General features: G+C 70.2%; 25 protein-coding genes and 3 pseudogenes. 12 read left to right on the forward strand and 16 right to left on the reverse strand.

What is annotated here, in order from left to right:
• Positions 1-6: 6 nt before the first annotated feature.
• Genes ACZ43N_RS12720 through ACZ43N_RS12740 form a run of 5 tightly spaced genes read right to left on the reverse strand, consistent with a single transcriptional unit; the run spans position 7 to position 3,850 of the window.
• Entirely contained in the window at positions 7-1,383 is a 1,377-nt protein-coding gene (locus ACZ43N_RS12720) for a class I adenylate-forming enzyme family protein (RefSeq protein ID WP_468097130.1), read from the reverse strand.
• 34 nt (positions 1,384-1,417) lie between these two features.
• Complete coding sequence (locus ACZ43N_RS12725) at positions 1,418-1,945, reverse strand: coronafacic acid synthetase (protein WP_468097131.1); 528 nt, start codon at positions 1,943-1,945, stop codon at positions 1,418-1,420.
• Positions 1,942-3,084, reverse strand: coding sequence for a beta-ketoacyl-[acyl-carrier-protein] synthase family protein (locus tag ACZ43N_RS12730; RefSeq protein WP_468097133.1), 1,143 nt, complete (start codon positions 3,082-3,084; stop codon positions 1,942-1,944). Before ACZ43N_RS12730 ends, ACZ43N_RS12725 begins: the two co-directional genes overlap by 4 nt.
• Complete coding sequence (locus ACZ43N_RS12735) at positions 3,081-3,569, reverse strand: 3-hydroxyacyl-ACP dehydratase FabZ family protein (protein ID WP_468097135.1); 489 nt, start codon at positions 3,567-3,569, stop codon at positions 3,081-3,083. The genes ACZ43N_RS12730 and ACZ43N_RS12735 overlap by 4 nt, the downstream gene beginning before the upstream one ends.
• A 5-nt stretch (positions 3,570-3,574) precedes the next feature.
• Positions 3,575-3,850, reverse strand: a complete 276-nt coding sequence (locus tag ACZ43N_RS12740) for an acyl carrier protein (RefSeq protein ID WP_468097137.1) — start codon at positions 3,848-3,850, stop codon at positions 3,575-3,577.
• A 934-nt stretch (positions 3,851-4,784) separates the two neighbouring features.
• Here ACZ43N_RS12740 and ACZ43N_RS12745 point away from each other — a divergent pair.
• The 4 genes and pseudogenes from ACZ43N_RS12745 to ACZ43N_RS12760 all read left to right on the forward strand — a co-directional run bounded on the left by ACZ43N_RS12745 (position 4,785) and on the right by ACZ43N_RS12760 (position 8,451).
• The gene (locus ACZ43N_RS12745) at positions 4,785-5,633 is read left to right on the forward strand and encodes a helix-turn-helix transcriptional regulator (RefSeq protein ID WP_468097138.1); all 849 of its coding nucleotides are present in this window, start codon (positions 4,785-4,787) and stop codon (positions 5,631-5,633) included.
• Positions 5,634-5,729: 96 nt separating this feature from the next.
• Positions 5,730-7,640 (forward strand): ThiF family adenylyltransferase, encoded by a 1,911-nt coding sequence (locus tag ACZ43N_RS12750; RefSeq protein WP_468097140.1) that lies wholly within the window; start codon positions 5,730-5,732, stop codon positions 7,638-7,640.
• 9 nt (positions 7,641-7,649) lie between these two features.
• Positions 7,650-8,114, forward strand: a pseudogene (locus ACZ43N_RS12755) (zinc-binding dehydrogenase); the annotation flags it as partial.
• A 67-nt stretch (positions 8,115-8,181) separates the two neighbouring features.
• Complete coding sequence (locus tag ACZ43N_RS12760) at positions 8,182-8,451, forward strand: transposase (protein WP_468097142.1); 270 nt, start codon at positions 8,182-8,184, stop codon at positions 8,449-8,451.
• Between the two features lie 49 nt (positions 8,452-8,500).
• Here the strand turns inward: ACZ43N_RS12760 and ACZ43N_RS12765 are convergent, their stop codons facing one another.
• The 3 genes from ACZ43N_RS12765 to ACZ43N_RS12775 form a co-directional block, all read right to left on the reverse strand.
• On the reverse strand, positions 8,501-9,472 hold the full coding sequence (locus ACZ43N_RS12765) for an arabinan endo-1,5-alpha-L-arabinosidase (RefSeq protein WP_468097144.1): 972 nt from the start codon (positions 9,470-9,472) through the stop codon (positions 8,501-8,503).
• Positions 9,473-9,593: 121 nt separating this feature from the next.
• On the reverse strand, positions 9,594-9,845 hold the full coding sequence (locus ACZ43N_RS12770) for a hypothetical protein (RefSeq protein ID WP_468097146.1): 252 nt from the start codon (positions 9,843-9,845) through the stop codon (positions 9,594-9,596).
• Positions 9,842-10,180 (reverse strand): hypothetical protein, encoded by a 339-nt coding sequence (locus tag ACZ43N_RS12775; RefSeq protein ID WP_468097148.1) that lies wholly within the window; start codon positions 10,178-10,180, stop codon positions 9,842-9,844. The genes ACZ43N_RS12770 and ACZ43N_RS12775 overlap by 4 nt, the downstream gene beginning before the upstream one ends.
• 225 nt (positions 10,181-10,405) lie before the next feature.
• On the opposite strand from ACZ43N_RS12775, the pseudogene ACZ43N_RS12780 reads away from it, so the two are divergent.
• Positions 10,406-10,685 (forward strand): annotated as a pseudogene (locus tag ACZ43N_RS12780) (DUF779 domain-containing protein); the annotation flags it as partial.
• Here ACZ43N_RS12780 and ACZ43N_RS12785 read toward each other — a convergent pair.
• Positions 10,654-11,127 (reverse strand): HIT domain-containing protein, encoded by a 474-nt coding sequence (locus ACZ43N_RS12785; RefSeq protein WP_468097149.1) that lies wholly within the window; start codon positions 11,125-11,127, stop codon positions 10,654-10,656. The pseudogene ACZ43N_RS12780 and the gene ACZ43N_RS12785 overlap by 32 nt on opposite strands.
• Before the next feature lie 425 nt (positions 11,128-11,552).
• On the opposite strand from ACZ43N_RS12785, the pseudogene ACZ43N_RS12790 reads away from it, so the two are divergent.
• The 4 genes and pseudogenes from ACZ43N_RS12790 to ACZ43N_RS12805 all read left to right on the forward strand — a co-directional run.
• Positions 11,553-12,901, forward strand: a pseudogene (locus tag ACZ43N_RS12790) (ATP-binding cassette domain-containing protein); the annotation flags it as partial.
• A 96-nt stretch (positions 12,902-12,997) separates the two neighbouring features.
• Complete coding sequence (locus ACZ43N_RS12795) at positions 12,998-13,579, forward strand: class I SAM-dependent methyltransferase (protein ID WP_468097676.1); 582 nt, start codon at positions 12,998-13,000, stop codon at positions 13,577-13,579.
• 31 nt (positions 13,580-13,610) lie between these two features.
• Entirely contained in the window at positions 13,611-14,405 is a 795-nt protein-coding gene (locus ACZ43N_RS12800; protein ID WP_468097150.1) for a class I SAM-dependent methyltransferase, read from the forward strand.
• Positions 14,393-15,145, forward strand: a complete 753-nt coding sequence (locus ACZ43N_RS12805) for a 3'-5' exonuclease (RefSeq protein ID WP_468097151.1) — start codon at positions 14,393-14,395, stop codon at positions 15,143-15,145. The genes ACZ43N_RS12800 and ACZ43N_RS12805 overlap by 13 nt, the downstream gene beginning before the upstream one ends.
• Positions 15,146-15,670: 525 nt before the next feature.
• On the opposite strand, the gene ACZ43N_RS12810 is transcribed toward ACZ43N_RS12805, so the two are convergent.
• The 3 genes from ACZ43N_RS12810 to ACZ43N_RS12820 form a co-directional block, all read right to left on the reverse strand.
• On the reverse strand, positions 15,671-16,510 hold the full coding sequence (locus tag ACZ43N_RS12810) for an SDR family oxidoreductase (protein ID WP_468097152.1): 840 nt from the start codon (positions 16,508-16,510) through the stop codon (positions 15,671-15,673).
• A 435-nt stretch (positions 16,511-16,945) separates the two neighbouring features.
• On the reverse strand, positions 16,946-18,706 hold the full coding sequence (locus ACZ43N_RS12815; RefSeq protein WP_468097153.1) for a S8 family peptidase: 1,761 nt from the start codon (positions 18,704-18,706) through the stop codon (positions 16,946-16,948).
• Positions 18,707-18,741: 35 nt separating this feature from the next.
• Positions 18,742-19,926: a relaxase domain-containing protein gene (locus ACZ43N_RS12820; RefSeq protein ID WP_468097154.1), complete on the reverse strand. Its 1,185-nt coding sequence runs from the start codon at positions 19,924-19,926 to the stop codon at positions 18,742-18,744.
• A 12-nt stretch (positions 19,927-19,938) separates the two neighbouring features.
• Here ACZ43N_RS12820 and ACZ43N_RS12825 point away from each other — a divergent pair, with 12 nt between their 5' ends.
• The gene (locus ACZ43N_RS12825) at positions 19,939-20,121 is read left to right on the forward strand and encodes a hypothetical protein (RefSeq protein WP_468097155.1); all 183 of its coding nucleotides are present in this window, start codon (positions 19,939-19,941) and stop codon (positions 20,119-20,121) included.
• A 1,189-nt stretch (positions 20,122-21,310) separates the two neighbouring features.
• The gene (locus ACZ43N_RS12830; protein ID WP_468097157.1) at positions 21,311-22,348 is read left to right on the forward strand and encodes a LacI family DNA-binding transcriptional regulator; all 1,038 of its coding nucleotides are present in this window, start codon (positions 21,311-21,313) and stop codon (positions 22,346-22,348) included.
• Between the two features lie 597 nt (positions 22,349-22,945).
• Here ACZ43N_RS12830 and ACZ43N_RS12835 read toward each other — a convergent pair.
• The gene (locus tag ACZ43N_RS12835) at positions 22,946-23,173 is read right to left on the reverse strand and encodes a hypothetical protein (RefSeq protein ID WP_468097159.1); all 228 of its coding nucleotides are present in this window, start codon (positions 23,171-23,173) and stop codon (positions 22,946-22,948) included.
• 99 nt (positions 23,174-23,272) lie between these two features.
• The gene (locus tag ACZ43N_RS12840) at positions 23,273-23,554 is read right to left on the reverse strand and encodes a hypothetical protein (RefSeq protein ID WP_468097161.1); all 282 of its coding nucleotides are present in this window, start codon (positions 23,552-23,554) and stop codon (positions 23,273-23,275) included.
• A gap of 156 nt (positions 23,555-23,710) precedes the next feature.
• Here ACZ43N_RS12840 and ACZ43N_RS12845 point away from each other — a divergent pair, with 156 nt between their 5' ends.
• Positions 23,711-25,141: a VWA domain-containing protein gene (locus tag ACZ43N_RS12845; protein ID WP_468097163.1), complete on the forward strand. Its 1,431-nt coding sequence runs from the start codon at positions 23,711-23,713 to the stop codon at positions 25,139-25,141.
• Positions 25,142-25,181: 40 nt separating this feature from the next.
• On the opposite strand, the gene ACZ43N_RS12850 is transcribed toward ACZ43N_RS12845, so the two are convergent.
• Complete coding sequence (locus ACZ43N_RS12850; protein WP_468097165.1) at positions 25,182-26,531, reverse strand: globin domain-containing protein; 1,350 nt, start codon at positions 26,529-26,531, stop codon at positions 25,182-25,184.
• Positions 26,528-26,773, reverse strand: coding sequence for a hypothetical protein (locus ACZ43N_RS12855; RefSeq protein ID WP_468097167.1), 246 nt, complete (start codon positions 26,771-26,773; stop codon positions 26,528-26,530). Before ACZ43N_RS12855 ends, ACZ43N_RS12850 begins: the two co-directional genes overlap by 4 nt.
• Positions 26,774-26,887 lie beyond the last annotated feature (114 nt).

The following is a 26,887-nucleotide window of genomic DNA, read 5'->3' on the forward strand; positions in this document are numbered from 1 at the left end:
CCTCCGCTACATTCCGGCGGACTTGCGCCAGCCCAGGTGCGTTGCCGGGTGGATCAACAGGCGGGCCGGCTGCTCGCTGCGCAGCAGGACCGTCGCCAGCCGTCGTCGGATTTCCTGTTCGTCGATCGAGGGGTCCGCGCAGTAGACGTCGAGGGTGAACACGACATCGCCGGCGGTGTTCTCGTGGGTCCAGGCCTCCGCGCCCAGGACGCCGGGGATGGTCTCCGCGAGCGCGCAGACCGATTTCAGGGAGACCTTCTCGCCTCGGCTGATCACATAGCTGGGGCGGCGGCTGCGAAAGTAGAGATAGCCCTCGTCGTCCCTCTCGAAGAGGTCCCCCGTGCTGATCGAGGTCGTGGGGCCGCTGACGGGGAGCTCGGGCTCGTCGCGGCGGCCGACCCTGCGGAGCATGCCTGTGTCCGTCTCGACGATCAGCTCGCCGACCCTGTCGTCGGCGTCCACCGTGCGCAGCCGGACCTGGACCCCGGGGAGCGGGAGTCCCACCGAGGCATGGCGACAGGGCGGCTCCAGGTGGGCGGCGAGGGTGGAGACGCGGGGACCGGCTTCGGTGAGCCCGTAGGTGAGGTACAGCTCCAGGCCCGCGTTGTGCTTCAGGAGGTCCGCCACGGACGAGGCGGCGAACGCATCACCCCCTACCGTCAAACGGCGCAGCGGTGCCGGGAGTCGCTCTCCCGCGCGGAGCCATGATTCGACCATCGTGGGTGTCAGGGAGGACACGGTGACCCCGTGTTCCTGGATGGTCCGGTGGTAGTGGGCGGGCGTGAACGGCGGTCCCGCGATGACCGCCCTGCCCCCGGTCGCGAGGGTGGCGAGCAACTGGGCGACGAAGGCGTAGGAGTAGTGCATGGGCAGGCTTATCAGGACGCTGTCGGCGGCGCTCTGGCCGATCGCCCGGGCGTGGCGGCCGGCGTTGCGCAGGAGCGAGTCGACGCGGTGCAGACAGCCGCTGAACACACCGGAGGTGCCCGAGGTCAGGAGGATGATCTCCCCGGGCCGGTACCGGACGGTGTCCACGCCGCTCAGGCGGGCGAACCGGGCGAACCCGCCGAGGGTGCGCGGTGGTACGTCGGCGTGCGGTGCGGGCGGGACCCTCGCGGCGATCAGGGCGTCCGCGCCGAGGGCCCGCGCCATCCGTTCGACACGGGACGGCGGCGCCGACGGCGGCAGAAGCACCGGGACCGCGCCCCGGACCAGCAGCGCGCACACCACGGTGACGAACGGAGCGCCGTTCGGCAGCGCCACCATGACGGGCGTTCCGGGTTCGACACCGAGGTGGTTGATCTCCTCCACCACGGTGTCGAACGGCGGGGGCCGGGTTCCCGGTCGGTCCACCTGGACGAGATCACGGAGAAAGTCCCGCACGACGCCGGACTCAAGAGTGCAGGCGGTGTCCACTTCAGCCTTTCTGTGTCCCCGTCAGCAGCGTGCTGGTGATGCGATGGCCCGCGGGGCCGGCTCGATGGGACGTGACGAGCACATGGGTCGCCGAGCCCTGGCGCAGCCATGCGCGGGCGACGGCGGCCGCTGGGGGCAGGCCCTTGTCCGGCGGCATCGACAGGGTCATGCTGGGCCCGCTGAAGCCCAGGAACTGCGAGGGGAGGCTGCACACCGAACCCGGGTTCGCCCCGGAGAACCGCAGCGGCGAGATGCGTCCCGCCGCGATCGTCGCGGCGATCGCGCGCATGGTGTACGTGGTGCAGTCGTCGCTGACGACGATGTGCCCCACGCCCTCCCGCGCCGAGTCGATGTCTTCCCGGTGTGCGTCGATCGCGTGTTGCACGGCCTCGAACACGAGCCATGAGAGCGGGTCCGCGTAGAGGGAGGCCCTCTGTCTCGGGCGTACACCGGACAGGTCGGTCACCTCGGTGACGCCTTCGCCGAGCACGGTCATGCCGTACGTGGTCAATGTGGCCGCGTCAGTCATGTCACCGCGCTTTCGGGTCCCTGGAGGACGAGACAGGTGTTGAAGCCGCCGAATCCGAGGGTCACGCTGATGCCCCAGCCCGGTTCGGCCTTCGTCGGTCGCTCCATCGGGATCGGCAGGCCGAGCCGTGGCAGCGGGTTCCGTAGGGAGGGGACGGGGGGCACCGTGCCTGTCGCGAGGGTCTGGAGCAGGGCCACCGCCTCGATGGCGCCGGTCGCGCCGAGGGTGTGTCCGAACGCTCCCTTCGTCGCGGACGCGACCGGCGGGCGGGGTACGTCGGCGAAGAGCCGCGCGTAGGCCCGGGCCTCCACGTCGTCGTTCACCGGTGTCCCGGAGCCGTGCGTGTTGACGACGGTGACGTCCTCCGGCGTGATGTCCGCGTCGCGCAGCGCGCGTTCCACGGCCAGGACGACGTTCGCGCCGGACGGATCGGGGGCCACGGCATTGGCGGCGTCGTTCGACGATCCGGCGCCGGCGACGACGCCGTACGGGCGGGCGCCGCGGGCGCGGGCGTGTTCGGCCCGCTCCAGGACGAGGAACGCCGCTCCCTCGCCGAGGACGGTGCCGTTGCGGGCGGTGTCGAAGGCACGGAGGCCGTCGGGGGACATCGTGCCGAGGTGTGAGTGGCCAAGGCGTTTGCCCGGGGTGAGTACGTCGGCCCCGCCGCACACGCAGACGTCCGCGACGCCTTCCTCGAGGAAGGCGAGTGCGGCCAGGACTGCGTCGGAACCCGCGGAGCAGGCGGTGGTGACGGTGACCGGATCCACCACGCATCCGGCGCCCCGTGTCGCTGTGATGGACCAGTGGGACAGGGAGCCGGTGTCCGGCATCTCCAGGTGGGGGCCGTAGCTGGTGCCGAGGACGGGCAGGACACGCGGGTCGCCGGGGTCGATCCCCGCGTCCCGCAGGGCCTTTGACAGCGTGGCGCGGGTGATCCGCTGCTGGCGGTCCCACGCGGGCAGGTCACTTTCGAGGTCGGGCACGGTCGCGGCGAGCATGCCGCGCAGCGGCAACGGGGACGGAACTTCGGTGATGCCGGAGGCGCCGGCCAGCAGTGACTCCCACACGGTGTCCACGTCGGAGCCCAGGGCAGTCGACCACGCCCTTCCGGTCACCCACACCTGGGACGCTGTGCTCACCACAACTGCTCGCCCAGATCCGCCACCTTGGTGCGGACCAGCGAGCCTCTGGTCATGGCGACGGGCCTGCCGGAGACCTCCGCCCGACACGTGAACGTCATGACGTCGCCGCGAAGCTTGTCGCAGGTGGTGTGGAAGACGATCTGGTCGCCGGGAACAACGACGCGGATGAACCTGGCCTTGACCGATCCGATCAGGGTGATCTCGTCGTCGGTGAGCGGCGAGGTCGACAACTGGCCGAGGATGATCGCTGACTGGGCGATCGCCTGCATCATGTGGCTGGCGGGAAAGACGGCACGCTCGGGAAAGTGCCCCGCGATCGCGTCGATCTGCCCGGAAACAGCCATGAGGCTCTTCACGTATTTCCCGGGCTCGTAATCCAGAATACGGTCGAGATAAACCATCGGATGGCGATGGCGCAACCAGCTCTTGAGTTCCGTGAACCCCATGGTCCGCGGTTCACGCGCCACTTCGGTGTTCGACATCTCGGTCACTGGACGCCGGCCTCGTCCGGAAGAGCCGCTTGCATGCGCGACACCAACTGGGTCAGGGTCCGGACGGAGGAGAAGTGCTCCGGGACGAAGTCCTCGTCCGAGATGGTGATACCGAAGAGGTATTCGCACTGGGTGCGGAGTTCGGTGAATCCGAGCGAATCGAGTCCGAGGACGTCCCGGAAATTGTCGTCCAACCCGATCTCGGACGGCGGCACAGTGATGAAGAGATCGTCGACCAGGATGTGTTTGATGGTCGATTCGATGGTCGCCATGGGGGGTCTCCTATAGTGCCGAAAGGGGTCGACCTGCGGAGGCAATGCGACCATACAAGGGCCACAGAACGAAGGTCGACTAGAAGAACCCGTAGTCCCCGCATTCGGGTTGGCGTCGGCCTCGATTCTTCTGCAGGTTGATCGGTTCCGCCGATCCGGCGTCTTGCCCTGGTTTGTCCGGCCGGTCGGCACAGGAGCCGTCGCATGCGCTGCGGGTGCGTGGGGTTCCACGGGCCCCGAGGTGAGGGGTTCTCCTCCTTCCTGGTGTCGACGGGGTGGTGGCCGGCCGTCAGGTGAGGGCCGGAAGTCGGGCGGCCCGCTGCCAGGCGTTGCTGAACGCGGTGGCCCAGCGCAGGTGCGTCCCCGGTGGGCGGGCATGGCGGTCTCCGGTCACCACCCGCGGAGAAGACCGTCCCCGTGTCCCCCACCGCGATCCGACCCGCCTCGAAGGGTGCCCACGGTGTCCCGCGTGTGCGTCGGCCTGCCTGTTGCACCTGGCCACGGACGCGGTCGGCGGCCGGGCGGACAGTCGGCCGCATCGCGTACAGCGACCGCGGAAGCGCATGCGTCCGACCCGAACTCCACGCCAGAATGGAGATGTTGGGTCTTGTGATAATCCGTCACCGTGGTAACTATGGAACCAACAAGGGGCACACGCCCGCATCACCAAGAGACCTTGTACGCCGCATCCCCATGGCAGTTGGACGGTTTTCCCGGACCCCCGTCCGATGGGGAACAGGATTCACTACGACGTTCGGGCAGCCCTGTCTCTCTCCCCCCTCCCCCCCCACGTCCGGCTTCCCTCACACGGCTTTCTGTCCCACCTGACGGAAGAGACTAAGGACGCCCCCGCCCAGGGCAGTCCACCGGCATCGGCCGAACGCGGAACGAACACCCGAGTCTCTTCCGGCCGCCCCCCGAAAGAGGTACTGCCTTGTCCACCCTGCCCAAGGCCACCATTCTGGAGCCCCACCCAGAGCCCGTCGCGGCGAAATCAGGAGCCCCGTCGACACCAGCGCCCCCGTCGGCGGTCACCGCGGCACTCGGCATCCTCCATCTCGACACCGCCCTCCGGGTCGTGGCGGCGAACGACGCGTTCCGCGAGCAGTTCGGGCTCGTAGACGCGGAGGTGACGGGGGAACCTCTGGCACGGTTCTTCCACCCGACGGCCGCGGCGAGCCTGGAGGAACACTTCTCCCAACTCGTCGACGGGCGGTGCGTCGACTTCAGCATTCGCCTGACACTCACCGACGGGAACCTCACGGACAGGGACTGCCTGGTCACGGGCATCACGCTCAGCACCGTCCTGCATGTCTGCCGCACGGACTGCGCCGCGATCGCGCTCATCGTCCCGGACGCCGTCCACAGCCCCACGCCCACACCGGCCACGACACTCGCCGAGGTGCCCGCCCGTATCCTGGAAGGCGTGGCCGCCGGGCTGTCCACCCAGCAGTTGGCCTCACGGCTCGGCCTCAGCAGCCACGGCGTCGAGTACCACATCAGCGCGATGCTGAAGAAGCTGCAAGCCCCCACCCGGTCCGCGCTCGTCGCCCGCGCCTACGCTCTGGACATCCTCGTCCCGCGCTGCTGGCCGCCCCGGGTCATGCCCCAGCAGATCACGCAATTCCCGGTCGGCAGGTCCGCCTGCGCCACCTCGGCCCCCGCACCCGCGGACCACACCCGGGTGTCGGTTCCCTGCCCGTCCGACAACCTCATCGACGCACGACGGCCCGCACCGGTACTCACCGCAGGCGGCCACCACCCGGAGCTGGAAAGCGCATGAGCCGAACACGCCCATCCCACCAGCACGGTACGGCACTTCGCTCCACCGCCGTCGCAGCGTGGGCCGAGCACGAGCACGGAGCGAACGGAAGCAGCCATGGCCACTGACACCCACCGGGCGGACATCGACGTGGCGGCCGCCGGGGCCGAGGCGGTGGACCGCAACGCCGGCATCATCAGCGAACGGGAACAGGCGGCCCTGCGCGCCGCGACCGTACTCGTGGCGGGATGCGGCGGCGGTGGCGGGGTCGTCGAACCACTGGCCCGGCTGGGTGTGCTGCGCTTCCGGCTCGCCGACCCCGACGTCTTCGACGTCTCGAACCTGAACCGGCAGGCCTGTGTACAGGCAGACCTGGGCCGTTCGAAGCCCGCGGCGATCGCCGACCGGATTCGCATGCTCAACCCCTCGGCCGAAGTGACCGTCTACCCGCAGGGGCTGACCCTGGAGAACCTCGACGAGGCACTCGACGGCACCCACATCGTCTTCGACGCCATCGACCCGACAATGTCGTCCTGGGTCAAGTACCAGCTGCACGAGCGGGCCGCCCGGCTCGGCATCCCCGTCCTGGCGGGTATGGACTTCGGCGGGAAACCGACCCTGTACGTCTTCGACTACCGGCGCAACCCGGTGCCGTTCTACGGCAGGGCGAGCGCCGAGGCACACCGCGAAAACCGCCTGTGGGAATCCATGCAATGGATCGGCCGACTTCAGGTCCCCAGCGATTTCCTGGCCGTGCAGACCGACCGGCGCGTCAACGGGGGCGCCTGGCCGCAGATCGGCTACTGCGTCCTCGGCCTGGCCACGCTGACAGCGAGAACCGTCGTGGACGTGCTCATGAACCGCCGGACACGGCATGTCGTCACCATGGACGTGCATGCCGCGGTCATGACCCGCCCGGCCGCCCTGCTGCACCGGGCCCGGCTGCCGGTGGAGATGGTACGGTCCCGACGGGCGCTACGCGCCGCCTCCCGGCGCGATCCCCTCCGGCCCTCGGCCGCGCCACAGCCCCCGCGCCCGCTGCCCGAGCGGCTCGCCACCGTGCTGGGCGGCGCCCGGCTCGCCCCTTCGGCCTTCAACGCCCAGCCCTGGGCGTTCGAACTCCTCAACGACCGCACGGTCCGGCTGGCGCACGACCCGCAGCGCTGGCCCGCCGCCGTCCAGGACCCGCTGGGCTGGGCGGAGAGCCTCGGCTGTGCTCTGGGATCCATGGCCTACCTGGCGCACGGCGAATGGGAGGCCTCGACCGCGTCGGATCAGCCGGCCGACGAGGACGGGATGTCCGCGTTCGTCGGCCGGTTCCACTGCGACCGCCTCCGCGACGACGTCCTCGTCCGGCAGGGCGCGCTCGGCCTGCGCTCCACCCACCGGGAAGGCCTGCTGCGCACCCCTCTCGACACGGCGACGGCGAAGTGGATCGAGTTGCTGAGCGCCGAGCGGAACCTCGCCCTGGAGACGGTGACCGGCTCCACCGCCCTGGCCCGGCTCGCCCGGACCGAGTTCGACTCGGCCATGGCCGCCGATCCGGCGTCGGACGCCCAGCTCCGGGCCTGGCTGCGGGAACGCGCACGGAACGACAGCGGCCGCCGTTCCTTCGGGGAACTGCGCGACCTCATCGACCACTCGGGGGCGACCGGCGTGCTCGCCCGCGCCGTCGACAGCGAGGCGGTACCGCGGGCGCTGGTCCGCCAACTGGCCTCGGCGACGGTCGGCGTCCGGGCACGGAGGCTGCGCGACTGCGGGGCCGTGCTCGTCCTGCGCGGCCCGCGCCGGACCGTCGCCGACCGCCTCGAAGCGGGAGCCACGCTGATGCGCATCTGGCTCGCACTGACCGAGGCCGGATATGCCGCCCAGCCTCTTGGCGGCGAGTTCGGTCGCCCGGCGGCCGGACTCGGCCCCGACGGGGACAACGAGGTCCTGGCGGTCCTGCGAACCGGGCGGGCCACGACCACGCCGCCCCACCAGAGCGCGCGCTGCCCGATCGAGGACTCCGTCCGGTGGGCCCGATAGCCCCCAGCTATCGTCTACGGCGCCGGACCGGTCGGGCTCATGGCCGCCTACGCCCCGATCCTCAAGGGCGCCTGCCGGGTGCGGGTCGCCGACCACCAGCGGGACCGGCTGCGCGAGGCCGAGGAGATCGGGGCCATCGCGATCGACACGACCAGCGAGGATCCGGCCCAGGTGGTGAAGGAGGCCACGCTCGGACTCGGCGCCGACAACGGTTGCGAGTGCGTCGGCTACCAGGCCCACGACCCGAGCGGCCAGGAGAACGCCGCGCTCACCCTGAACGGGCTGATCGACAGCGTCCGATTCACCGGCTCCCTCGGCGTGGTCGGCGTGTTCCTGCCCGAAGACCCGGGCGGCGCCGAGGCCCAGGGCGAGCAGGAGGCCCAGGGCGAGCAGGAGGCCCAGGGCGAGCAGGAGGCCCAGGGCCGAATTCCGTTCGACTACGGCCTGATGTGGTTCAAGGGCCAGCGCATGGGGTGAAGCTTCCCCTTGATCGTGGACACCTGGAGACGGGGACCTGAGGTTCCAGAGGAAGTAGCACCGGGTGGGAAGCAAGTACACGAATCGGTACACCGAGGAGTTCAAGCGGGACGCGATCGCGCTCGTCGACTCCTCAGGCAAGGCGGTCACCGCGGTGCCCCTGGAACTCGGCATCAGCTCGGAGTCCCTGCGCGGCTGGTTCCGCAAGGCCAAGGCCGACCGGGGGGAGGCCCAGAGCGGCGAGCTGACCAGCGCCGAGCGCGAGGAACTGCGGCGGCTGCGCAAGGAGAACCGCGAACAACCCGGACGCGGCCGCTATCAGAAACGGACTTAACGCCCTCTCAAGACGACTCCGGAGCGCTTCTGAACGCTCGAAGTGAGTGCTACCTGAGCGTGGGCCAGCCGTCGTGGGTCCAGCTCAGCCTGTTCAGGCCAAGCTTGGGTATGCCGCTGTCGTCGGCGTCGTAGTAGTGGTACACGAGCCAAGTACGGCCGCGGTCGCGGAACAAGGACTGTCCGCCGGGGCCGATGTAGCGGCCGTGTCCGGCGAGGAGGAGGTCACCGCCGCCCTCCAGCATCGGGGTGCCGCTGCTGTCGAGGTAGGGGCCGGTGATGCTCGTCGACCGGCCCACCTTGATCCGGTACGTGGAGTTCACGCCGGAGCAGCAGGCATCGTACGAGGCGAAGAGGTAGTAGTGGCGGCCGCGTCTGACGATGTCCGGGCCCTCGACGGCGTACGGCGCGTCGAAGCGGGTGGCGAGGTGGTGGACGGTGGTGTCGTCCGGGTCGGCGAGTCCGGTGCGCTCGTCGAGCCTGATCATGCGGATGCCGGTCCAGTACGAGCCGAACGTCATCCACAGCCCGCCGCCGGCCTCGGCGATGGCCGGATCGATGGCGTTCCAGTGGTCACCACTCTCGGAGGTGAGGACCTTGCCGTGGTCCGTCCAGGTGCCAGGCAGGCCGGACCGGGAGGTGGCGACGCCGATCGCGGAGTGGTTGGATCCCCAGGAGGAGACGGAGTAGTACAGCCAGTACCTGCCCTTGCGGTACGAGATGTCGGGCGCCCACGGGTCGCCAGTGACGTTGTACTCGTACCACCAGGAGGGCGGCTCGGCGAAGGCGTTGCCGGAGTCATCCCAGTGGCGGAGGTCCGTGGACAGGCGGGCGCCGATGACCCCGCCGGTGGAGTAGGCGACGTACCGGCCGTCCTTGAGGCGGATGACCGTCGGGTCGTGGATGATCTGCTGGCCGGTGATCGGGAGTGGATCGGGATAGTCGGCGGCGCTCGCCGTGGTGGGCACAAGGGCGAGGAGAGCGACGGCGCATACGACAGCCGCATGCCTGAGGCGCTTCAACTGGGCATCTCCTTCATGGAGTTCACGACGGTCGTGGTGGAGACCCGTACTGCGGCAGCGTCCTGCCCCAGAAGCCACCCGTCCAGACCGGGTCGTGCCGCTGCGCTGCTGCTGCGCGTGGTCACCGCCCGCGTAGCGCCTCGACGACCGGGACGAACGCCTCCGTGTCGGGTTCCAGCACCGTCAGATACGAGAAGCCGTACCTCTCCCGCTGTGCCAGCGCTTTCTCGACGATCCCGTCCAGGGTACCGACGAGGACGAGCGACAGCTCCAGGCTCTCCTTCCCAGTTCTCCGGGGGACACGGTTTGGCCAGGACCGGACGGCGGCGGCCGGGTCCTCGGGGGCGGCGACGAGCTGGGTCAGCGGACTCAACTCGGCCGACTCCTTCGCCCGTTCGTGAACGTCCGGTAGCGGGCGACCCGTTCGTCCAGTTCCCCGGCCGAGATGGGGGCTAGCTTGCCGCTCTCCTTCATCCGCACGCCCGTGAACGCCGCGATGTCCGCGTGCTCGGCGGTGATACGCAGCGTCCGGTTGCCGTTCGCGCCGACGAGCAGCGGTACCCGAGGTTGCTGCACAGGACGCGGCTGGTGGTCCCGGGTGCCGAGGAGGCGGCCCAACTCCTCGTTCGTGCAGAGGAGATGGCCGATCCCTTCGCCCAGCGAGCCACGATTCCGCCTGACCGTTGATCGGGCATGCGCAGCCGCCATGGCTCTCACTGAGGCCGAAGTCGTCGAAGTCCCAGCGGGCCGTCACAGCACCGCCCCACGAAGAGGTGCCTTCCGGTGCAGCCGGGTCCTGGATCTCAGCTCGACCGCGGCGGGGCAGTCGGTCCCTGCACAGCTTCAAAATGCGATCACCGGCTGGCCCCCGGTACACCACGCGGGCGAACGTGCCCCTCACCAAGATCCGGACCGTACACTGCAGCTCTTCTGATGGGACCCCGGGTGCAGCGAGTCGAACTCACCGACTCGGCCGCCGAGTTGATGCGACAGCTGACGGGCCCGTCACGGCCCGCTGATGTTCCACCAGTCCGGCGGCTGCTGCGACGTCAGCGCTCCGATGTGCTACCCGCGCGGCGAGTTCCGCGTCGGCGCCGCGGACGTCCTGCTCGGCCACGTCGCCGGAGACACACCGTTCTGGATGAGTGCCGACCAGTACGCGTACTGGCGGCACACCCACCTCACCGTCGACGTGGTCCCGGGCAGGGGCAGCCCTGGCAAAGCGGCGGTCCCACGCCACCGCCCAGTCGTCGACGCCGTCGACGCCCGAGCGGGGATGCGCTCCCGTCCGGCGTGTCCTGTAGTCCGGTCAACAGGCCGGTGTCGCTCGGCGCGTGCCAGAGCAGGTGCTTCGACTCCTGGTACAGCCCCAAGTTCGTGGTAACCGAGCACGATCCGTGCTCCTCCTCGACCCGGGCGGCCACCTCGCGCACCAGGCCGAGGACCTCGGCCAGAAGGTCCTCGCCGACGTTCCCCGGGTGGGTCAGGGGCGGCACGTGCTCCTTCGGTATCACCACGATGTGCACTGGATAGAACGGGTTGGTGTGGTGGAAGGCGAGAGCACGGCCCGTTTCCCCAACCTTCTCGACCGGCACAAGGCCGGACAGGGCCTGGTTGCAGTAGAAGTCCGAGACAGCAGCACCGGTCTTCACCATCAGTCACCTCCGTGACCCAAGAGCAGGCCGTCACCTACGTCCGGGCCGTTCCTCGGAGCCGTCCACGAACCGGCCGAGGCACTGACAACGTGAGGAACTCGCCCCAGACCACACTTCTGCCGCTGGCTGGGGAAGGCATCGGCGCTGATCCCGACAATCACCTGATCGAGTGGGCCGCGGGTGCGCGCCACCGGTATCCGCAACGGCTCCGGCACCGGGCAGCCGCGCCCTCCGGAGCGTCGTCGGCGTTTCGGCCAACCTCCGTCCTTTGCACTCCTGTTGCTGGAGACGGGTCGATGTATCGGCCACGCATCGCTGCCCGCTCCACCCGGGGATTCCGGAGCGACTGAAACACACCAGTTCGATATCCAGGCTGGCTCGTTGAATCTCACGACCACGCCGGACGACCGTCTAGGGGGACCACGTTGACCTCGGCCGCCACGAACGAGGAACAGCACACCGTGTTGCCTCCGCCGCCTCCCGCGGAGATCACGTACAGCGGGCAGTACTCCGTCAATCCGCTCGCCGAGGTCTCCTTCCGGCGGATGTGCACGCAAATCCCTGCTGTCCTGGGCCGGATCGCCCGGCTGTCATGGCGAACCGACCGGCGGGCCGTGCAACTCCTTATCGGCTGCCAGGTCGTCACCGGCGTCGCGGCCGCCGTACTGCTGGCCGCCACCGCCCGTGCCATGGCACCGGTCCTGGAGGACGGCACTGCCGGCGAGCGACTGCGCGGCGCCCTGCCGGCGCTGCTGGTGGTGGCGCTCGCCGCCGCACTGGCACGCACGGCGGGGGCGGTGGCCACGTACGCCGAGCGGCGGATCACTCCGCGGCTGACCACGGAGACGGACACCGCCCTGGTCGAGGCAGTGTGCCGGGTCGAGGCCTCCGCATGCGCCGAGGACGGCTTCTCGGACCGGCATGAGGGAGCCGAGATGGGAGTGATCCGCACACAGGTCATGGTCACCGACGCCCAGCGCTTCCTGTCCGCACTGATCCGGATGGTCACCGCCGGCGGCGTGCTGTCGGTGCTGAACCCTCTGATGCTGCCGCTGCTCTTGCTCGCGGTCCTACCGGCCGGTGTCGGCGCCGTGCTGACCGCCCGGGTCGACTACGAAATCCACTACGCCAACATCGCCGACCGCAATGTGCGCGGAATGATGCGCTGGTGGGCGACCGAGTCGAAGTACGGCGACGAGGTCCGCGCCAACTCGATGACCGACTACCTCATCTACTGGTACCGGGCCCTGTCCGACCGGTGCGACCGGCGTACCCTGGCCGCCGCCCCGCGTACCCTTCGGATCTCCCTGCTCTCCGCGCTGGCCGGCGGCGTCTTCCTCGTAGTGACCTGGGGCGCCCTGGCGTGGCTGGCGGTGCCCGGCCGGATTGAACTCGCGGTCGCGGCGACGGCGGTCATCGCCGTGCAGACCACGCTCGCCGCGCTGTCCCAGGTGGTCATCAACGGCGCCGCGGTCTTCCACACCAGCCTGTACCTGAGCGACATGCAGGCCTTCCTCGACGACGCCGCCGCACGCGCCCCCAAGCGCGGCCCTCACGCACACGCCGCTCCGACCGAGGAGATCCGGGGCTCGAGGAGGTCGTCTACCAGTACCCGGGCAAGGACAAGCCCGCCGTGGACGGAGTCTCCCTGGCGCTGCGGCGCGGCCAGATCCTCGCGATCGTCGGCGCGAACGGCTCGGGGAAGTCCACGCTCACCCGGCTGCTGACCGGGATCTACCTGCCGGACAAGGGCAAGGTCACGTGTCACGGCAGTCGTCCCCGTCATCCTGCTGCTGGCCTCCCCCATCCGCACGCTGCGGACGATCCCCGCCCGCCTGGCCGTGCCGCCCGCCCGAGAAGGAGCTCCTTCATGACCACCGCGTCCACCGCAGCCGTGAGGTACTGGGAGCCGCTCTGGTCCCAGGGCCGCCGCTACCGGCAACTCGACGACAACGAGAACCGGCTGCTGCAAGACCACGTCGGCCCCGGTCGCGACCGCCCCGCCCTCGACATCGGCTGCGGCGACGGCTCGCTCGCCCGGCGCCTCGCCGAACTCGGCTACCGGGCCACCGGCATCGACTGCTCCCGCAGCGCCATCGCGCTCGCCGCCGCCCGGAACGCGAGGCCCGGCCACGAGCCGGTGTGGCGGTGCACGGACATCACCACCGACGACCTCCGTGCCCTGCCCGAGCCGGCGTACGCGGTCGTCACCTGCCGCCTGGTCTACCGATGGATCGACGACAAGGCCGCCTTCCTCGACCGCGTCCGCCACCTCCTTGCCCCGGGCGGGACCTTCTGGGTGGTCACCGAGATCGCCGGGCGCCGCCCCGCTTCCGACCCTTTGCGGGGCCTCGGCATCACTCCCGCCCAGGCAGAGAGCCTCACCGCGGGCTGGTCCGCCGTCCGGACCGCCGACCTCGACGTCCTGCGTTGCTACGCCCTGCGCCCCTGATCCCCGCCCCGTCTACCGGATGGAGAACTTGGTGACCACCGAATCGGACACCGTCGAGACCTGGAACGTCTACGGCGCCCACCAACTGGCCAGGAGGCTGGAGCTGCCCGAGCTGGACCGGTGGGACTGGGGCATCCCCGACGTCGGTCCCGGCATCGAAGCGCTCGGCGACGTGAACGGGCTGCGCGTCCTCGACCTCGGCAGCGGCCTTGGCCGGCATGCCGCTTACCTCGCCGCCCGGGGCGCCGACGTCACAGCCGTGGATGCGTCCCCCGCCCAGCACCAGCGCGCCTTCACTCGCTACCCGGACACCCCGGGGCTGCACCTGGTATGCGCCGACGCCGTGGCCCACCTGCGCGACGCCGATCCGTACGACCTGGTCTACTCCGTCGGCTCCATGCCGTACCTGGACCCCGACCGGCTGTTGCCTGTCCTGGCCAATGGCCTTGCACCGGGCGGCCGACTGCTCTTCTCGGCGCTGCACACCAACTCGGACGGCACCGGGCCGTCAGCCGAGTTGATGCCGCGCCCCGAAATCCTGCGGCTGCCCGGTACCACCGAAGACCACCGAGTGAACATGTGGGTCCTCACCCCGCAGCTGTGGGAGGACCTCTTGGTCCAGCACGGGCTCAGAATGGAGGCGGTCACCACGATCGACTCCCCGAAACCGGACAACCACGTCTCCTACCGGCTGTACGCAGCCCGGCACCTGCAGCGGGTGCCCAGCCCGGGCGGTCACGCCGGGCCAGTCCCCCGGAACGACAACCGAGCCGTCGACCGGAAGCCGACGGCGGTTCCAGGGGAGGCGACACCGTGGCCGCGCTGACGGACGATCCGCGCTTCGCCGCGACAACGTTCGTGGTGATCGACTTCGAGGGCCTCACCCCGCCAGGACGGCCCCCCGAGCCGATCGAGGTCGCGGCGCTGGCGCTGCGCCCCATGGATGGCCGACTGGTGGAAACCGGCCGGTTCGAGGATCTGATGCGACCGCCTGCCAACGTGCCCGTGACCGCGCGGGACGTCCAGCTCAAGGGCATCACCCAGCGAATGCTCATCTCGGCGGCCCGCGCTGCCGAGATGATGGCGCAGCTCGAGGCGCGCCTGACAACGCCGCCGTACCGGCTGGTCGCCCACCATGCCGCCACAGAAGCCCGAATCATCGCCCGCCAGGCAGAGCGCTGTCCCGTACTCGCCGCGACGCCGCTGCTGGACACGTTGTGCCTGGCCAAGGCCGTCGTGCCCGGTCTTGGCCCCTACGGACTGGACAGCCTGCTCGGCCACTACGGCATCCCCAAGCCTGCCGGACGGCACCGGGCGATGCCGGGTGTCGAGGTCACGGCTCAGGTGCTGATCCACCTCTGCACGACGGGTGCGCGGGCGGCCGGTGGAGCACGCTGCTCGAACTGGACATGGCCGCGGGATTTGCGCGACGACGGACGGCGTCGTCGACCATCACCGACAGCAGGACGCAGTCGACGTCCAAGCGCTCGTACTCGGCGAACACCTGCGGGAAGTTGGCCTCGACGCACAATGCGAAGCCGAACCGAATGCCGTCCACCTCGATGACGAGCGGCTGGTGTCCAGGGGAGTACAGGTAGGACACCCCGTGCCCGTGTTGCGCAGGCGTACGGGACGCTCTACAACTACTGGCTCGGCTACTCCGTCCCGTCCCAGTTCAGCGCTACGGTGCCGTCCGGGGTCGTGGCGCCCGGCGGGAGGTGGCTGGCGCGCTGTCCCGCGAACGGACAGCCCGCCCTCGCGATCGCGGACATCGACCTCGACTCGCAGGACGAAGACATCGACGTGGCCGTTCGCTGCGCGCGCCCGTGGCGGCGCACTGCGCGGGCCGGGCCCTACGAGGAGCGGATCCCCGTCGGGGATCCGCGCAGCGATGTACGCACAGCGTTCTGAGACTGCCCTGCTCTCGGCATCCCCCCGGCCCCTCACCATGCCTTCACCGAACTCGCCGGTGCGGCTGGTTCCGAGTCAGTAGGGAAGGGCGAGGGTCTGGGGGTTGCCGTCGGTGGGGGCGGCAAGCAGGTCGTGTTACCCGTCAAGGCGGGCGGTGAGAGGTGGCGCCGTGCCGTCGGTTCAGCGGTCGGGGTTTTGGCATCGGAGGAACTCCCGTGCTCCGCGGAGGCGGGTGGCGAGGTATTTCTGGGTGACGCGGCTGTCTAGGTGGACGCGGAGTGCGCCAGGCAGTCCGCTGTCGGCGCGACGTCCGGTCGGCAACAGCGATGCGTCGAGGCCGTCTCGCTGCGCCACGAGGGTGCCGAGTTCGTGGCGAGTGACGGCGTCCGGGCCGGCGAGGTGAAAGATGCCAGCCGCATCGGACAAGGTGAGCTCCCACAGTGCGGCGGCCAGATCGCCGACATGGACTGGGCAACGGACATCGTCCGTGAACAGGGCCCCGTCCCGCGTGCCGGCGACCAAGGTGTGCACCATGCGTTCGTGCTCGGACCGGCCATCGCCGATGATCAGCGAGGTCCGTGCGACGACGGCGCCCTCGTCCAGGAGCCGCACGGCGGTTTCGGCCGCCGCCTTCGCCGCGCCGTACGGCGTTACCGGGTCGGGAAGGCACGTCTCGTCGTACTGGTCGTGGCGGCGGCCGGAGAAGACGGCGTCACTCGAGACGTGGACCAGGCGGATTCCCCGTTGAGCCGCGGCTTGGGCCAGGCGCATCCCGCCCTCGGCCGTGACTGCCCACTCGGATCCGCCACTGCTCGCGTTGACGATCGCCGTCGGGCTGACCGCATCCAGGATCTCCCGCAGGCTCGCAGGGTTGCGCAGATCAAGGCGGTGCCACGTCACTCCGGCGATCTCGCCGGGATGTGAGTGGAAGGTGGCGGCCGTCTCCCGGCCAGCTGCATGTCCCTGGCGGGCCAGCTCAGCGCCCAGGAACCCGCTGCCGCCCACGATCAGTACCGTCATGCTTTCCACGCTAACTTCCGCGTGCAGGGTCACTCGCGGGCGCCCAGCAGGACTTGGTGCGCCAGGCGTAGGCCTCCCGCGGCGAGGCCGCGCCCGCGGTCCTGGCCGGGACGGTGGCCCGCCGCTCGAGCCGGCCGGCACTCCTCGGGGCTGTGTCCGCGCTGACCGTAGGGTCAGCGCGGACACAGCCCTGCAGCCCGTCAGGGAGGCGCACGGTGAGCTGGACACCGGCTTCAGGCCGCGGCCTTCCTGGACGTCTCCGGCACGGTGGCCTCAACCGCGGCGTACACCGGCGCCGGCGCCCATGTGCCCTCTGCCACCCGGCAGTTCGCAGCCCTGGCCGAACAGAGCACAGCCCGCCTTGTCCGCGGCCGCGGGGCGGGGAGCTTGTCGCGGCGCTGTGCGTGCTGTACGCGGGCGTTGCCCGGCCCTGCGTTAGAAGGTCAGGTTCCAGGCGTCGATCTTGCCTGTGTCGGAGGCGGCGTTGTCGTTGACGCGCAGCTTCCAGGTGCCGTTCGCGACCTCGGAGGAGGCGTTCACGGTGTAGGTCTGGGCGATGTTGTCGGCGCTGCCGCCGGCGTGGTTGTGCAGGGTGTAGACGGTGCCGTCCGGGGCCACCAGGTCGACTTTCAGGTCACCGATGTAGGTGTGCTTGATGTCCACGCCCACCTTGAGGGCGGTCGGGGCGTTGCCGGTCACACCGGTTACGGCGATCGGGCTTTCCACGGTCGCGTTGTCGTTGATGGCGAAGTCCGCGAGATTCTCGAAGTACTTGCCGGTCGGCGGGGTGGTCCCGACGGCCTTGAGGGCGTCGACCTGTCCTTCGCCGAAGAACGAGTTGTTGGCCGTCGTGCCCGTGCAGCGGCTGTCCGAGGGGCAGGCGATGTCGTTGGCCTGCTCGGCCAGCTTGGCGCGGAGCTGCGCCGGGGTGCTGCCCGGGTTGGCGCTGGCGATGAGTGCCGCCACGCCAGCCACGTGCGGGGTGGCCATCGAGGTGCCGCTCTTGCTGCCGTAGCCGCCGCCGGGGACGGTGGAGTACACGTTGCTGCCCGGCGCCGCGACGTCGATGACGCCCTGACCGTAGTTGGAGAACGAGGCCTTGGTGACGCCAGTGCCGTTGGCCGCGACCGTGACCACGCCCGGCAGCTCGGTCGGGATGTCGAGGCAGGCGTTGGTGATGGTGCGGGTGACCGGCGTCGAGTCGTTCGGGCTCGCGGAGTCGGTCGTCTTGTGGGCGAGGTCGTAGTTCTCGTTGCCCGCCGCGGCGATCTGGAGGGAGCCCTTGCCCTCGGCGTACTCCTGGGCGCGCTTGACGCCCTCGATGATGGCGGCCTGGTCGATGTTGTCCGGGCAGTTGAACTGCCACGGGTCCGTGTAATAGCTGTTGTTGGTGACCTTGAAGCCGTGGTCACCGGCCCAGACGAAGCCGCAGATGGTGTTCTCGGCGAAGAAGAAGGAGTTGCCCGGCTCGGCGACCCGGACCGCGGCGATCTTCACCCCGGGTGCCACGCCGACGACGCCCTTGCCGTTCTTGGCCGCGGCGACGGTGCCCGCTACGTGGGTGCCGTGCGTGTCGACGTCCCGCCACGCGCCGACACGGGTGTCGGGCTTGCCGTAGGCGCAGGAGACCGAGTCGGCCGCGTCGAAGTTGGGCGCCAGGTCCTGGTGCTGGTCGTCCACACCGGTGTCCAGGATGCCGACCGTGACGGAGGCGGAGCCCGGGTTCACGGCCCAGGCCTGGTCGGCCTTGATCTGGCTCATGTCGGCCCGGACCGGTTCTCCGGCCGGGGTCGAAGCCTGGGCCGGATTGGCCGGGAGCGCCGGGTTGTAGGCGTCGGCCGGGACGTCCGAGGTACGCGTGGCGCCGACCTGCTGCACGCCGGCGACGTCGCGCATGGTGGCGGCGAATCCGCTGGACGCCGAGTGGGCGACGATCACGCCGATGGCGTCGAAGTTCGAGAAGACTGTGCCACCGTTGGCCATGATCGCCGAGCGGACCGCCGAACTGTCACCGGGGGCGGTGATCACGAGGTAGGCACGCGTCCCGGCCACCCAGGTCGCACTCTGGGATGCCGGCGTGGCGGTAGGAGCGTGGGCCTTGGCGGCCGGCGCGGTGGAGGGGACGACGGGGAGCGTGCCCGCGAGGGCTCCCGGGGCGCCGAACGCGAGGGCGGCAACGATCGTGGCCGCCAGCACCAGCGTGCGTCTAGGGCGGCTGGATATGTGGGGTATCAATGCGTCCTCCGGAAACGGCCCGGCCGTGCTGAGGGCACCGGCCGGGCCGTACGAAACGAGTGGTGGATGCAAGATGTCAGGTGCATGCTCCTGTACGGAAGTACCTTTCCGTGCAGGGACGTTATAGAGGCATGGCTGAAAATGGACGTACTCCGGGCATCGAGGGTCGGGATCCCCCCGAGAGCTCGGCGACGTCGACCGCGCCCTGGCGTACGCCGCCGGCCTGGTGCCGGCCGTGCTGCCCGCACCAGAGCGCCGGACCCGCGCGGCGACCGACACCGCCCGCGCCCTGGTGGCCGCCGGCGACGTACTACCCTCTCGTGCCGGTCGAAGCGCCGAGCAAATGGCCGGCGTTCCCGGAACTGGGGTACAGGGTTTCGGGAGCCATCTTGCTGTACCCTCTGAGCCGCAATCCGGTTCAGCTTCGCCCGGGTCCGCTCGGAGACCTCGGGCCCGAACGTCAGGTTGCCGTCGCCGTCGGTGGCGGTGACGTACGCGCGCTCCAGGTCGGTGAGGCAGGCGGCGATCTGCGCGCTGCGGCGGGAAGTCCAGCGGATCAGCTCGTGCGGGACGCCGGCGACTTCCAGGACCGGTCGGCGGCCCGGCGTGACGGTGCGCGGCTCGGAGGCCAGTCCCAGCGCCTCGCACACCTCAGCCATGACGACTTCGTTGTAGAGCGCGGACGCGGCGACCGCCGACTCCAGCAGGGCCGTGGAGTGCACCGCACCCCAGACACCGTCCTCCGGGCGCAGTCCCTTGCACCCCCTCCGCAGCCCGACTACCGCCCGCGCCCGCGTGCAGCCTCTGCCGGACACCGCCGCCGCATCACCATCGACCACCAGCCGCTCGCCGGTATCACGCCGGCCATGGTGCACTGGTGGTTCCGCCACATCGGAGACCCGGTCACCTACGCCGACGAGTCCATGCCCGGATACCTGGCCTGGCACCCACGGGACCACATCCACTGGGAGCCGGCTCGCCCCGCCCCCGAAGGCGGCGCCGGCGAAGGCGCCCGATTCCGCATCGTCGAGTCGTTCGGCCGGCGAGCCGAGTTCTACGTGGACACCACCGAAAACGTGGAGAAGCTCGACGAGACCGGCATCCGACTGGTCCGCCGGATGTTCGGCGTCCCCGTCCTGCAACCGGAGCACACCTGGTCGCACTGCGGCGACCGCACGCACTACGTCAGCGTGATGGACATCGGCGCCCGGTCACCGCTGCTGACTCCAGCGAACCGGCTGCTCACCCGCTTGTTCCCCGAGCAGATGGCGCAGGCATGGATCGTTCACCACATCGAAGAGGTCGGCCACCTGCAGCACCTGCTGCCCGAGCTGTGCCGCGCGCACGGCGTACCGATCCCCGCCACCGCCGCATAACCCCGAGCAAGCGGCCGGACCCTGGCGGTCAACCCCGAGGCCGAACCGGTAGGCCCATGCGCCGCGATCAGTTTCGTACACGGGCACCAGGCGCGGCTCGAGCCCGAAGAGCCGGTCGGCCGGGGCAGGTGCGGCAGGTGCGGCAGGTGCGGCAATGATTCGTGGCTGGGGCGGTATGCCGTATGCCCTGCCGGTTGTATTCATCCGATGCTTTTGGCGCGCCGCCCGCAGATGGACTTCGGCGGGCGGCCCGGTCGTCGGCGACGACGAGGTTGAGCGGGGAGCGCGAGGACGAGCCACTTGCCACGCCGATGCGGCGGGCCGTCGAGGCGAACGGCCAGGAACGCGCTGACGGGGCTGAGCATGAACGTGCCGATGCCCGTCCAGTCGGGCGGTCGCGGAACGGCGCGGCGCGAGAGCTGCGCGCAGTTCCGCGAGGGCCGCCTGAGGGTGGGCGGTTGGGTCGGCCAGCTCCCTCTGACGTGCCGGATACGCTCGGCCTCGGTCCAGCGCCGCGTACAGGGCCGGTGCCTGACCCTCTGCAAGAGCTCACCCAACGACTTGGGCGACGCGTTTCGTACACCGACCGCGCGGCGCCCGCCCGTGCATCGGCCACCGTCTGCAGGTGAATCCGTGCACCCTGCCCTACGCCGCGCCACCCATCGGACAGTCCTCATGTGCCCTGCGGTGTGCAGCGGAACGCTTCTTGTCAGCTTCGGGCATCCCCGCTGGGAGCAGGGCAGCCCTGGAGCCGCGCCGCGGACCGACCGAGGGAAGATCCACGGCTGCTCGGCTTCTGCCGCCGAACTCCCAGTCGATGCCACCACCGTTGCGGATCATCCGGCTCCACAGGGGCGTTGGGCAGTGCCGAAAGGACGCCCGCCTTTGCATGCCAGCCGCGGAACACGCCATGGAACATCGGGTGGGGCTCATGCGGCACAGGGCCCCTCACAGAAGCCATTGCGCTCTCCTCTCGAACATCCGTTACCGTTAACGTGACCGTTAACGTGATTGTTGCCGGGGAACGCAGATTCCGTCAACGCCCGCAAGCAGAACGGCTCACCATCCGCCCGTGGGCGTTCTGGCACCGCCTTGCTCTCATCGCATGGGCAGTGCTGGGCCGGTGAGGGCACCGTTGGCCCGAGGACCTGATTGACTTGGACACAGGGCGGCACAGGAACAGAAGCGAGTGGACACAGTGGCCGGACAGCGGGAAACGGAAGACCAGCGGGCGCGGCGTGCGAGAACCGGCAAGCGCGTCACGCTCCGCGATGTTGCTCAGGCGGCGGGCGTGTCCCATCAGACCGTCTCCCGGGCCATCAACGGCAAGGGGGAGATCGACCCGGGGACTCAGCAACGCGTGCTCGATGTCGCCAGGCAGTTGCGGTACCGGCCCAGCCGGTTCGGCCGGGGCCTGGTCCGCCCGGACCTCGTATCCGTCGGGCTCATCGTTCCCGACGTGGTCAATCCCTTCTTCCCGGAATTCGTGGCAGGAGTGATTGCCGCCGCGGACCAACGCGACTGGCAGGTGCTCGTGGCCAGCGCCGAGAACGATCGGTCCCGGGAACTTGCCCTGGTCCGCTCCCTCGGCCAACAGGTTGACGCGCTTGTCGGCTACATCAGCCACCCCGATGCGCAGCTCGAGCCGTACGTGGGCAATGTGCCGCTGGTTGTGGTCGATCGCGGCCTGGACTCATCGAACCACGCGTTGGTCCACGTCGACACCGCGTCCGGAATCCGGGCCGGGATGCAGCACCTCGTCGACCGGGGTCACCGCCGGATCGGGATGATCGACTGCGAGTGCGTGAGCGCCCCGATGGTCCGGCGCCGCACCTTCCTGAAGGTCGTCGACGAACATGCGCTGCCCGTCGACGAGGGCTGGATCGTCATGGGTGAGCAGTCCCCGGCCGGGGGCGCCGCCGCGTTCGAGGCGCTGTACACCGCGCGCCCAGACATCACCGCTGTGGTCGCCTTCAACGATCTGGTCGCGATCGGCGCACTCCGCGCCGCCCGCCGGCTCGGCGTCCACGTACCGGACGACTGCGCACTGCTCGGCTACGACGGGCTGAGCGTCGCCGATCTGGTCGACCCGCCACTGACCACCCTCCACCTCGACAAGCGACGGCTGGGCGAACTGGCCATTCACCAGGTCGACCGACTCCTCGAAGGCGAACTGCCACCCCCGATCGTCCTGACACCGAGCTTGGATGTCCGCGGCACGACGTGACCGGCCTTTGCCTCGACCCGTGAGCGGGGTCCGGCAGCCGAGTGGCCGGTGGTTCGCCCGGAGTGTTCCCTGCCGTCGACGGTGGGCCGTCGCGTGTCGCAGCGGGTGCGCCGGGTTGCACGGCCCGGGTTGGTGCGGGTCTCCTCCGTTCTGGTCTTCGTCGGGTGGGCGGACCGTCCGCCCGCGGCAGGCTTCCGCTGCCGGTTCTGGGCTGTCGCTCGGAGGGAAGGACGGGTTGTCGTGGGGCCGCGGCGCGACCTCCTGATCGTCGAAGTCCAAATCGCCGTATGCGGCCAGGGTCCTCAGATGGCCTCATCGTGCCGCCATCGGCGTCGGGTCGAAAGCGTCAGCAAGGCTGGTCGGGACGGAGCCGGGCCGGCTGCTCGCCCCCGAACACACTGACTGGCACGGCAAGCGCGCCGCACTCGCGCTGGAGCGTCTCCGCTGGAATTCGGGCTGGGAAGAAGTAGTTGCCGGGACAAGTCCGACTCGCCTTGGGAATCGCCTTGAGCACGTCGTCCGGCAATCGCGCGAACAGGCGCTCGCCCCGGGCGGCCGGCTCGTCGACGACGCGCCGGGGCATGTCGCTGTGCTCGATCAGCAGGCGCTCGGCGAGCCCCAGTTGTGTGGCGGAGTCGGAGGGTCCGCCCGGAAGGCTTCGGCCTGTTCAGCCTGGGTCGGACGCAGCAGGACCACGCCGAACGTGCGTGGCCACAGCCATCCCTTGGTGACCGAATGCGGCAGGACCGCACAACCGGTGTCCAGCAATCGCCGGCTGCCGGCGGCGAACGGGACTCCCAGGTCGTAGACGCTGTCGATCAGCAAGCGGCGGCGTGGTGATTCCCGCAACCACGCAATCACCGCGGAGCACTCGGTAGCGGACAGGGAACGGCCGGGCGGCTTGCCGGGGTTGGCGAGCAGCAGCTACTCGGGTCGGTGGTCCACCGGTGACCTCGGCAGGGCCGGCACCGGTAGCGTCGGGTAGGACGCGGGCCCCGGGCCCGCAGCGCGGGCCGGCTCGCAGTACACCAGGTACACGTCGCCGGGCCACCAGAACCGTGCTTGCACGGCGCGCAGCCAGTCGAACTCCACGCCCAGCCCGTGCCGGACCCCTCGGCAGACCATGGCGCGGCCGGACCACTCTTCCGGCAGTTCGAAGCGTCGCAGCCAGGCACGGGCCGGAAGGCACCGGTGCACCGTACTCATGTCGGTCGGCAGTTCCGGTCCCACAGGAGCAACAGCGAGGGCCCCTCGACCCAGGCCTCGCTTCGGATGCCGGTGCAGCCTGGGCAGACGTAGCCGTGTGCGTGTCCCTGTGCATCGGAGGGTCCCGGGGCCGGATTCTCTGGGCAGACTGGGCGCATGACAGCGACATCGATGCCAAAAGGCGGCAACCTTCCCGTCGCGGCCAAGGCGGTGCACGTCGAGCTCGGCTGGTCCGGGAGCCCCGGTGCGCCGGACGCCGATGCCTCGGCACTGCTGCTCCGCGCCGACGGGCGGGTGAGGGACGACGGGGACTTCGTCTTCTACAACCAGCCCCAGCACGCCTCGGGTGCCGTGCGTCATCTGGGCAAGCAGCGGGACGGGGGCGGTACGACGGACACCATCGCGGTGGATCTGAGGTCCCTGGAGCCGGAGATCGAACGGGTCGTTCTCGGCGCTTCCGCGGACGGAGGCACCTTCGGCCAGTTGTCCGGTCTGCGGCTGCGGCTGCTCGACGCCGGGACGGGTGGGCAGCTGGCGTTGTTCGAGATGCAGGCAACGACGGAGACAGCTTTCATCGGCGGAGAGCTCTACCGGCGGGCCGGTCAGTGGAAGTTCCGCGCGGTGGGACAGGGGTATGCGTCCGGACTCGCGGGCCTGGCCACCGACTTCGGGATCAGCGTGAACGAAGAACCGGGCGCCACCGCGTCGACGGCTTCCTCCACGGCCACGCCCGCGCCCGCGTTCCCGTACGCGCCCGCCGCCCCAGCGCCCACGCCTGCCGTCGGGAGCCCTCCGTCCAGGGCTCCGATGACACCCGCCCCGCGTCTCGTCAAGGGCGAGGAGCAGTTGCCGGTGGACATGCGCAAGCGGCTCTCCCTGCGCAAAGAGCAGGTGGCCGTCAGCCTGCGCAAGCACGGGGCAAAGGGAGTCACCGCGCGCGTCATCCTGGTCCTGGACGCCTCTGGGTCGATGTCGTTGCTGTACTCGAGGGGTGTCGTGGCCGACGTCGTCGAGCGGATGGCCGCGGTGGCCGCGCAGCTCGACGACGACGGGGAGATGCAGGCGTGGACGTTCGCGTCGAACCCGGCCCGGCTGCCGGACCTCGCCGTGGGTGACCTGCCGGAGTGGCTGCAGCGTCACGTCCGGGTGGGTGAACTGACGTTGTTCCGGCGCAAGAAGCCGCGGAAGGGTCTGCTGCCGGGCCAGGTGGACATGCGCGCGGTCGGCATCCAGAACGAGGAGCAGAAGGTGATCGCCGAGGTGCGGACGTACGTCCGTGAGCACCCGGCGGCAGCCCCCACACTGGTGCTCTTCTTTTCCGACGGCGGCGTCTACCGGAACAAGGAGATCGAAACCGAACTGCGGCAGGCAGTGGACGAACCGATCTTCTGGCAGTTCGTCGGACTGGGGCGCTCCGACTACGGCGTGCTGGAGCGGTTCGACACCCTGCCGGGCCGACGCGTCGACAACGTGGGGTTCTTCGCCGTCGACGACATCAGCGGCCTACCGGATACGGAGCTCTACGATCGGCTGCTGTCCGAGTTCCCGTCGTGGATCCACGAGGCACGGCGGCTGGGCATCATCTGAGCCGGTGCCGCGGCGACCGCAGGGGCCTCGCCTGGACCGACTACCGCAGGTGTTGATCGCCGCCCACCGCCAGCTCAGTGCCCCCATCGTCCTGAACCGGGCCTTTGGGGATGGGACTCTCCAGCGGAGGAGGAGCGGAGGGGACCGCGCCGACGACCTGGTCGTGTCGGATTCGGTCGGCGGGCACCCCCGCCGCGGCCAGCCGGTACACGGCGGCGGTGACCATGGCGGGCGGACCACTGACGTAGGCGGTGGCGTCGGTCCAGTCCCGGTACCGGACGGCAGTCTCCACCACCGAGCCGCTCTCCGATGCACCCCGCCCCTCGTCGGTGACCGGAACCACCCGCAGCCACGGGCAGCGGTTCTCCAGGCGAGCCAGGGCCGGCGCGTCGTACAGGTCGTCGACGGTCCGGGCGCCCACGAAGACGTACACGCAGGTCCCCGGTCGACGCCGTACGGCCAGTTCTTCCAACAGTGCCTTGGCGGGCGCCCATCCGGTGCCGCCAGCCACGATCAGCACCTCCCGCGTGGTGTCCTCGTCCAAGGTCATCGCCCCCTTGGCGGGGCCCAGGCGCAGCACGTCACCGACACCGGTCCGCGTCACCAACACGTCGCTCAGCCCGCCGGGCCCGGTGCGCCGGACGTGGAACTCCAGTTCTCCGTCCGGCGCGGACGCGCGGGCGGGTGAGTAGGGCCGCCAGGCGTGGGGCAACAGCGGTGACTGGAGGGTCGCGTACTGTCCGGGCTGGTACGGGTACGGCTCGGAGGTGCGGACCCGCAGCACGGCGAGATCAGGACACCGTCGCTCGTGGTGGGTCACCGTGCCGCTCCAGGAGGCGGGTTCCGCGAGCGCGCCTTCGGCGCCGTCCACCATGGCCGCGGCCACGAACCGCACCATGCGCAGCCAGGCCTGTTCCACGTCGTCGCGCCACCGCGCCCCCGCATAGCGGCGCAGCGCCTCGATGAGCGCGTCCTCGAACACCTGGTAGTGCACCGGGCGCACGCCCAGCTTGCGGTGATCGCGTCCCAGTCGGGCGCAGAAGGCGGCCAGCTGTTCCGGCCGGTGCAGGTTCTCGATCGTGTACCGGAAAGCGTGCTCCAGATGGGCCCGCTGGAACTCCATCGAGTCGGGGAACAGCTTCCGCAGGTAGGGGTGCTGCCGGAACATGGCCTCGTAGAGCAGCGTGATGACCTCGCCGAAGGGAGTGACGAGGTCCAGGTCGCGGACGATGAGTTCCTGGTCGGCTGCCCCGTCGTAGGCGGCCGACGGCCCCGTGGACGGGCGGGACGGTGAGGGCGTCACTCCCGCACGCGGGGCAGGGGCGAGCAGCCGGTCGCGCAGGCGCATCGCTTCCTGGCGGGCGAGCAATGCGTGGTAGTCCTCGGTCATCGGCGGGCCTGCTTCACACACACGCCGCATGTCCGGCCGTTCGCGCAGGCGCCGGTCACGGTCGCCGTCGCGGCAGCGGTCGTGGTCCTCGCCCTGCGGACGTAGTACCAAGCCATGTTGGAGGTGAGCCCGGCCAGCAGGACCCACACGATCCCCACCCAGGCACCCCGGGCGAAGGACACCATGGCGGCGGCCGCGGCCAGGACGCAGACTGCCGGGGCGAGGACGGCTGGGCGGTACATCGTGACTGCTTCCTTCTGGGCTCTGTTGTCGTGGTACGTGCGCCGCCGGCGGTGTGCATGCCGAACCGCCGCTCGTGCCGGTACGGCCGTAGCGGCCATCGGCCCTCGGGCTGG

This window comes from Streptomyces sp. NPDC030814, from assembly GCF_055572155.1.

Bases quoted from the DNA above. Each gene is read 5' to 3' on its own strand.
- ACZ43N_RS12795 (WP_468097676.1), top strand. From the start codon at position 12,998: ATGACCACCGCGTCCACCGCAGCCGTGAGGTACTGGGAGCCGCTCTGG.
- ACZ43N_RS12750 (WP_468097140.1), top strand. From the start codon at position 5,730: ATGGCCACTGACACCCACCGGGCGGACATCGACGTGGCGGCCGCCGGG.
- ACZ43N_RS12845 (WP_468097163.1), top strand. From the start codon at position 23,711: ATGACAGCGACATCGATGCCAAAAGGCGGCAACCTTCCCGTCGCGGCC.
- ACZ43N_RS12775 (WP_468097148.1), bottom strand. From the start codon at position 10,180: ATGGCGGCTGCGCATGCCCGATCAACGGTCAGGCGGAATCGTGGCTCG.
- ACZ43N_RS12825 (WP_468097155.1), top strand. From the start codon at position 19,939: ATGGACATCGGCGCCCGGTCACCGCTGCTGACTCCAGCGAACCGGCTG.
- ACZ43N_RS12785 (WP_468097149.1), bottom strand. From the start codon at position 11,127: ATGGTGAAGACCGGTGCTGCTGTCTCGGACTTCTACTGCAACCAGGCC.
- ACZ43N_RS12850 (WP_468097165.1), bottom strand. From the start codon at position 26,531: ATGACCGAGGACTACCACGCATTGCTCGCCCGCCAGGAAGCGATGCGC.
- ACZ43N_RS12735 (WP_468097135.1), bottom strand. From the start codon at position 3,569: ATGTCGAACACCGAAGTGGCGCGTGAACCGCGGACCATGGGGTTCACG.
- ACZ43N_RS12840 (WP_468097161.1), bottom strand. From the start codon at position 23,554: ATGAGTACGGTGCACCGGTGCCTTCCGGCCCGTGCCTGGCTGCGACGC.
- ACZ43N_RS12810 (WP_468097152.1), bottom strand. From the start codon at position 16,510: ATGACGGTACTGATCGTGGGCGGCAGCGGGTTCCTGGGCGCTGAGCTG.
- ACZ43N_RS12725 (WP_468097131.1), bottom strand. From the start codon at position 1,945: ATGACTGACGCGGCCACATTGACCACGTACGGCATGACCGTGCTCGGC.
- ACZ43N_RS12855 (WP_468097167.1), bottom strand. From the start codon at position 26,773: ATGTACCGCCCAGCCGTCCTCGCCCCGGCAGTCTGCGTCCTGGCCGCG.
- ACZ43N_RS12740 (WP_468097137.1), bottom strand. From the start codon at position 3,850: ATGGCGACCATCGAATCGACCATCAAACACATCCTGGTCGACGATCTC.